The organism is Arthrobacter sp. LAR12-1-1.1 (assembly GCF_040676555.1).
GTDB lineage: Bacteria > Actinomycetota > Actinomycetes > Actinomycetales > Micrococcaceae > Arthrobacter.
In genome coordinates this window covers 1-6711 of record NZ_JBEGIG010000026.1, presented here as the reverse complement: position 1 = coordinate 6711, position 6711 = coordinate 1, and the positions used below count along the sequence as shown (strand labels likewise).

Genomic DNA, 6711 nt, shown 5'->3' with positions numbered 1-6711 from the left:
AGACGACTTCCTCGCACAGCTGGTCCTTGAACTCCTGGCTGAACCGGCGACGTGATGCAGGCATTCTGCACATTCCTCATTTCAGTAGTCCCCCGATTTTAAGGGGGTCCACTGTCCGAGAACTCCGTGGCGGCCCACACTGAATCCTGCGTGACGTGGCCGCTGCTGCAGAGCCACCACACCACCTTGCCCGTGTGAGGCAACAGCACTTCGGCAGTCACCTCTCCATTCAGTGTCGGGTGAAGTTGTCTTGCCAGTTCAGGGCGAAGCACAGCAAGGGACGTCTCGCGCGTGGGATAGCGACCCGAGCAATACCCGCAGCCGGTTCCTCTTCCAGTCCGCTGGTCAATCATGGCAGCGTACTCGTGGCCCACAGGGCAAAGCCACCTCACCTTTTGCCCGGAGGCCCCGGTCATCTGCCGAGGTGTCTTGTGGTTGAGGGTTGGATGCCATTCCAGAGCTACCAGTGGGAAACGCACGGCCAAGGACCGGGCACCATAGTCGCCAAGCCTTCGCACGGCGATAATCTGGGCGGCGTAGTCCTCTCCCCCAGCAACCGCGGCTTTTATGTATTCCCGCACAACCTTCGTGGCGTCGGAAGTCAGCAAGCCCATGTCGGCCAAGTGCCCCACCGACGCCACCTCCAAAGCCGAGGGTGCACGTCGAACCACCACATCGGAGGGGCCGAGGGGCGTTAGCGGATACTCACGTACGCGGACAACCGTATGCCCCTCGCTCTCCAGGAGTCTGGTCTTTTCCCGGTCGCGGGGTTCCTTCTCGGCATGCCAATACGAGCCGTCGAACTCGATGGCGAAGCGTCGACAACCACGTCGATGCGCAGTCGCCGCCCGTTCGAAAGCTTGAGGCTAACATCATTGGCTATCTGGCTGTAGTGACTGCCGAGAACATGCTGGATCTCGGCATATGTGCCGATCTCCAACTCCGAGAGGCCAACTAGCAGGCACTTTCCACACGAACTCCCTGCGGTTCGCTTGAAAACCATGGCCTGCCATTCATGCCCATTGTTGCAGAGCCACCAAGCGTTATGCCGGGGCGCCATCAGTCACTTGGTGCGGCAGGAGGTCGCGATTTTTCGTGGGGTGCCATTCGGCGGCGATTTCCGGGTGACGGCTCGCAAGGTCATTGCCATATCCGACTCGTTGGTTCGCGCAGTACGGGCCGCCCGGACGAAAGTCCTTCGTCCTGTTGGAAATTATGGACTCCCACTCATGTCCGCAAAGACCCAACCACCAAACTCGCCGATTAGATTGGGGCAACACTTGGTCAGGCGTCAGCGGCAAGTTCTTCGTTGGGTGCCATTCCATCGCCACCTCCGGCACGCACGTGGCGAGATCATTGCCGTAGCCCACCTTTCGCTGCCCGCAAAATGGACACCCAATGCCGGCAACCTGGCTATAGACCGCGGCCTCCCAGACATGGCCACGCTCACACTTCCACCACACTTTCATATGCATTCCAGGTGACAGCTGGTCGAATGAAACCTGCCCGTTTAGGCTCTCATGGAACTGCCCTACGAGTTCCGGCGCGGCGGCGGTCAAGCTTATACTTAGTCGTTTCGTCATGGCTTCGTCAGCGTAGCCCCTAGGTCTGACAGCGTTTCTCGGACACAGATCAGTTCCGCGGGACCGCACCGACTTGACCCGAGTGCAACGGGTGGGGGTAACCCCGCCGCCGTAATTCGATCCGGCCCGCGCGGAAGATCTCAACACCGCTGGCATGACCCGCCTGGCCGCACCTCGGCCTGACGGGGTCGGGGGCTACGAACCCAATGGAGGGAGCGCAAAGACCGGACTCAACCGGCCCATACGCGATGCAGGCTGGAGACAGTTCCTGGATTTGATACGCGCCAAGGCTGAAAGCGCCGGGCGGGAGTTCATCCAAGTCAACCCCGCCTACACTTCCCCGACCTGCAGTGCTTGCGGGCACCGGGAGGCGGCCAACCGGAACGGCAAGCATTTCCATTGCCTTTCGTGCGGGCATCGGGACGACGCCGACATCAATGCGGCGGTCAACATACCCAGGGCCGGACTGGTCCTGCGGGACACGGCGTAAACCGCACCCCGAGAAGCCCGCATCAGGGAGAGGTCACACTCGAACAGGAGTTTTTTGGCTGGCTTAGGTCAACACGTGCCTCGGCGTCAGCGTAGGCTTCCCTGTCCAGGACTCCGATGACGCTGCGGAAGTGCGGTCGGCCGCAGTAGCCAGGACTGAGTGGTAGTCGGCGCTAAATCAACGGCGCGGGCTTCCCTGCCCTTCAGACCCAGGACACTCTTCGCGGCGTCAAGAGAAAGCAGAACAGGGCCCCTGATGGGCCTCCAGCGCCGACCAAGAACTCGTCCACCTTGTCGAAGTGGTCGTTGTGCTTCCGGGCCCGGAACCGTTGTGGTCCGGGGTCCTGCACGGCAGGGCTATTTGTTCTTGCCTGCCCCGGAGGACGCATAAGACTGAGCAACAGGTGATCCGGGGTTCGGTTCATCCGTAGGAGGCATCCCAAGCGTCAGCGGCATGGGTCAGCGGGCGGTAAGCGCCCCGCTGGTCCGAGAGACGGTCGTGTAGCCGAGCCGGGAACCGGTGACCCGGACGGTGAGTTTGGTGCCCTTGTCGGCGGTCCGGATCGGGACGCCGTTGCGCAGCCAGCGGTACGTGAAGGCAGTGCCCCAGCTCCAGGTGCCCCGCTTCACGGTCAGGAAATTCCCGGCCTGTACGGTGCCGGCAATCGTCGGCGTGGCCGAACTCAGGGTCGCAGCGGCCACCTTCGCCGAAGCGTCGGTCGTCTGGGTCTTCAGGATCCTGCCCTCCAGCGTGGAGGTGACCCTGACGGATATTTTCTTGCCGAAGTCTGCGCCCACAAGGGTGTAGTCGCGGCCGGTCGCCCCGGCGATCGGGGCGCCGTCGCGCAGCCACTGGCGGGACTCCTTCACCACCCTCATGTCATAGCGGGTCCAGACGCCGGCGGAGACGGTCAGTGTCTGTTTCACGGTTGCTGAGCCGCTGATGGCCGGGGCTTTGGTCTGATCCGGGTCACGCGGTGTCAGGGGCTTGGGGGCGGTGACTTTAATGCGGGTCGGGGCATAGCCCGGGGCGGAGACCGTCACGAAGACGGAGACGGTAATGCCAACTTGGGGCCTGCCCGGGGTGTAGGACGGGCCACCGGCCCACATCCTTCCGTCCGACATCAACCAGTCGTAGGTGACCTTCAGTTTCTCGGCCGGTTCGGACCAGGTGCCGGCCGTCACGGTCATCGGCGTGCCGGTCGTGAAGGCCCCGGTCAGGAGGGGCTTGGTGACGTTAGTTAGCGGCTTCAGCTCGACGGCCGTGCCCGCGGCAGCCGGCACGGCGACAGCGTTGGAGTAGGAGTTGCCGTAGGACCAGCGCCTCGTACTGTCGGTCTTCAGGACCAGGGTGTGCCCCTGGTCCTCGGCAGTGATCGTGTACGTCAGCCCGGTGGCTCCGGGAATAACAACACCGTCACGCAACCACGTGTAGTAGTGCTCAACCGGCTCGCCTGGTCCGGTGAAGCCAAGCCTGGGAACATTATCAACGCCTGTAAGGACGTCCCCCAGGCCGGTGCCGCCGGTGACCACGGCGCCGGGCGTTGGGTTGAATTCAGAGACGGATCTGGGCAACGAGGTCCTGGTGGCCGGCTTGAACCCGGGAGCGTGGCCGGTGATCCTGAAGCTGAGCAGCCCCTTCGATCCCCAGCCTGTCGTGTCGAACATGCGCGCGGTGGCACCAGGGATGGGCGCGCCGTCGCGAAGCCACTGGTACTGGACGTAGATAACCGGAGCGCCTCGAAAACTCCCCCCGGAAGCGATCACGAGGCGGCTGGGGTCATCCAGGCTGGTGCCCTCGCCGACCAATTGGAACGAAACGCTCGGGTCCGCCTGGATTGACGGGACGGCACCACCGGCGTTCGTGACGGGCGCGGTTTTGGCGGACTGCAGGGTCGTCTTTGCATAGCCCGGGGCTGTTGCCCTGGTCTTGACCCGGATGCCCTTGCCGAGGTCCGCCTCAGTGAGCCGGTAGGTGGGGCCGGTGGCGCCCAGGATAGGCACGTCGTCGCGCAGCCACTGGTGCGTGAGCGTGGCGTCCGCGGGATCCCAGGCACCGTCAACAACGGTCAGGGTGCTGCCGACCATGAGGGCACCGCTGATGCCGGGCCGCGGGCCGGCGACGGCGCTGTTGACGAGCATGGCATAGGTCGATCCGTTTTCGGCCGTGCAGACTTTGACGGAGTCGACGACCGGGCCACAGGGGGTCGATCGTCAATGCGGCCTGGGCCGGAACGGCGAGGCCGGTCAGCGAGAGCGCGGTGAGTGCCCCGGCGGCGCCGAGGCGGATGGTCTGTGTTTTCAATTGTTCCCCCAAGTCTTTGAGCCGGCTCCCAGGCTCCCCCCGTCGCCGAGCATAGTGCCCAGACACCGCTCCCGACAATGATTGCGCAGGTCAGGGCGCAGGGATGATGTCGCCGCTCATCCCGCCTACGTGTCGGAGGCCGGTGGTAATGTCCGGGACATGGAGCGCGAAGCCAGCCACGCGGCGGTCCACCATCAATTGTGGACCGCCACGTTGCTTTCTCTCATAGCCCTCGGGTCCGAGTCGGCCAGCTCGGCCAAGGGCTCGTCTTCGTCCCTCCAAATGTAGAGGTTCACTGTGTTGACCGGGGGCCGCGAACGGCGTCGGAGCCCTCCACGGAGATGCGCGCACCCACCCTCTGGCCTTGGGCCGGCCGAAGCCGCGCGCCGCACAGCGGGCGCGTGCGCGGACAACGCCGCGATGGAATCCTTCTTCTCGCTGCTGCAGAAAAACGTCCTGGACCGCCAGAGATGGCTCACACGCCAGGAGCTCCGCCTGGCGATCACCACCTGGATCGAAAGGACGTACCACCGCCGGCGACGGCAAAGACGGCTAGGAAAACTCACGCCGATCGAATATGAAACAATCAACCAGACCGCGCTCTTAGCGGCCTAAGACCCCGAGTCAACAAAAGCCGGGGCAGTCCCTTGAGCCGCGATGGGGCGTGACTCGCATATCAAACGTCACCTATGACGCAACTAGCGACTGGATCACGACGCTCAAGGGCATGGACGGCAAGCCCGCCGGGGCCCGAACGCGGGAACTCGTGAGCAAGGTCTTTGGCCGCATCATGGGTTACGCAGTCAGGAAGCGTCTCCTCGCGGGTAACCCGCGAAGGACCCCACTGGTCGCGCGGACTACATACCGGACGCCCGCCCGGTCAGGCGCCATACTTACCTGACCATGAAGCAGCTAACCGCGGTTGCTCGTGAGGCAGGGAACAGCGGACTCATGGTCATGCTGGCGGGCACATGCGGGCTTCGTTGGGGTGAAGTGACTGCGCTGGAGGTGGCCAACGTGCGGCTCGGCGACAAGCCTATGCTGGCCGTTACGCAGGCCTACAGCGAAGTCTCAGGCAAGCTGATCCTCGGCGCGACCTAGGTGTACTGCGCCGGGACGTTGTTGACATGTGGGGCTTGAAAACGAGGAGGACCTCCGGGCTAAGTGGTGCTGTCTAGTTCACACACTTTGCGCTCGGAGGTCCTCGTGTCCCACGTTAATGCCCGCCTGACAGTTCATGGAAGACGCCTGATCGTTGACCGTGTGGCCGCAGGCCGCCCGGTCGCCCATATCGCCGCGGAGCTGGGCGTGTCCCGGCAGACCGCCTACCGGTGGGTCAGACGGTTCCGGGCCGAAGGAGCCGGCCGGTCTGCCGGACCGCTCGAGCCGGCCGAGGTCATCGCCCGGGCGCACGAGTGCCGAACGTGAACAGGCCGTCCTGGGCGCCCGCAGGTCCTCCCGGTTCGGTCCGCTGCGGATCGCTGCGGCCACCGGGGTCCCGGCCCGGACGGTGTCCCGGATCCTGCAGCGGCACGGGGTTCCGCGGCTCGCGGACTGCGATCCGCTGACCGGCGCCCCGATCCGCGCGGCCCGAACCACGGCGAACCGGTACGAGCGGGCCAGGCCCGGGGAACTCGTCCATCTGGACGTCAAGAAGCTCGGACGCATCCCCGACGGCGGCGGCTGGCGCGCCCACGACCGCTCGGAGCAGGTCAAGGGACGCGGCATCGGATACGACTACGTCCACGTCGCGATCGATGACCACACCCGCCTCGGCTATGCCGAGGTCCTCCCCGACGAGAAGGGTGCCACCGCGGCCGGGTTCCTCACCCGCGCCGCAGGCTACTTCGCCGGCCACGGCATCCACCGGATCGAACGCGTGATCACCGACAACGCCTTCGCCTACCACAACTCCGCCGCGTTCCGCCAGGCCGTCGCCGGCCTCGGAGCAGTTCAGCGCTTCATCAAGCCCCACTGCCCCTGGACCAACGGCAAAGCCGAACGCTTCAACCGGACCCTGCAAACCGAATGGGCCTACCGCCAGGTCTTCACCAGCAACAACCAACGCCAAGCCGCACTTGCGCCCTGGCTCCAGCACTACAACACTGAACGCATCCACACCGGCATCGGAACCACACCCATCACCCGAGTGTCACCAACCTGACGGCTCAGTACACCTGATATGTAGGGGTTCATTGTCAAGAGGTCAAGGGTGAGCGGTCCAAGGCTCTCGTGTCTTGGACCGCTCTTTCGTATCCGTTCGTGGCCTCATCCGGTGGGCTGGCGCGTCGTGATCGACGGCGCTGTCAGACTCTCACGAAAATTAAGGTGCCC

Annotated in this window: 7 protein-coding genes and 2 pseudogenes; 5 read left to right on the top strand and 4 right to left on the bottom strand. The window is 64.4% G+C overall.

Annotated elements, in window-relative coordinates; translation table 11 throughout:
• Positions 1 to 98: 98 nt before the first annotated feature.
• The 3 genes from MRBLAR12_RS16130 to MRBLAR12_RS16120 all read right to left on the bottom strand — a co-directional run bounded on the left by MRBLAR12_RS16130 (position 99) and on the right by MRBLAR12_RS16120 (position 1583).
• On the bottom strand, positions 99 to 614 hold the full coding sequence (locus MRBLAR12_RS16130; protein ID WP_364747128.1) for a zinc-ribbon domain-containing protein: 516 nt from the start codon (positions 612 to 614) through the stop codon (positions 99 to 101).
• Between the two features lie 80 nt (positions 615 to 694).
• Entirely contained in the window at positions 695 to 1060 is a 366-nt protein-coding gene (locus tag MRBLAR12_RS16125; protein ID WP_356815833.1) for a zinc-ribbon domain-containing protein, read from the bottom strand.
• Complete coding sequence (locus MRBLAR12_RS16120) at positions 1044 to 1583, bottom strand: zinc-ribbon domain-containing protein (protein WP_364747126.1); 540 nt, start codon at positions 1581 to 1583, stop codon at positions 1044 to 1046. The genes MRBLAR12_RS16125 and MRBLAR12_RS16120 overlap by 17 nt, the downstream gene beginning before the upstream one ends.
• Before the next feature lie 154 nt (positions 1584 to 1737).
• Between MRBLAR12_RS16120 and MRBLAR12_RS16115 the strand changes: the two genes are divergently transcribed.
• Positions 1738 to 2073, top strand: a complete 336-nt coding sequence (locus tag MRBLAR12_RS16115) for a transposase (RefSeq protein ID WP_356815837.1) — start codon at positions 1738 to 1740, stop codon at positions 2071 to 2073.
• Positions 2074 to 2531: 458 nt separating this feature from the next.
• Here the strand turns inward: MRBLAR12_RS16115 and MRBLAR12_RS16110 are convergent, their stop codons facing one another.
• Complete coding sequence (locus MRBLAR12_RS16110) at positions 2532 to 4214, bottom strand: hypothetical protein (protein WP_364747124.1); 1683 nt, start codon at positions 4212 to 4214, stop codon at positions 2532 to 2534.
• Positions 4215 to 4773: 559 nt separating this feature from the next.
• Here MRBLAR12_RS16110 and MRBLAR12_RS16105 point away from each other — a divergent pair.
• From MRBLAR12_RS16105 to MRBLAR12_RS16090, 4 genes and pseudogenes are all read left to right on the top strand, one after another.
• A pseudogene (locus tag MRBLAR12_RS16105) lies at positions 4774 to 4992 on the top strand (IS3 family transposase); the annotation flags it as partial.
• A 49-nt stretch (positions 4993 to 5041) separates the two neighbouring features.
• Positions 5042 to 5278, top strand: a complete 237-nt coding sequence (locus MRBLAR12_RS16100; protein ID WP_364747122.1) for a hypothetical protein — start codon at positions 5042 to 5044, stop codon at positions 5276 to 5278.
• A 2-nt stretch (positions 5279 to 5280) separates the two neighbouring features.
• Positions 5281 to 5478 (top strand): hypothetical protein, encoded by a 198-nt coding sequence (locus tag MRBLAR12_RS16095; RefSeq protein WP_229995543.1) that lies wholly within the window; start codon positions 5281 to 5283, stop codon positions 5476 to 5478.
• A 105-nt stretch (positions 5479 to 5583) separates the two neighbouring features.
• Positions 5584 to 6541: pseudogene (locus MRBLAR12_RS16090) on the top strand (IS481 family transposase).
• Positions 6542 to 6711: the final 170 nt, after the last annotated feature.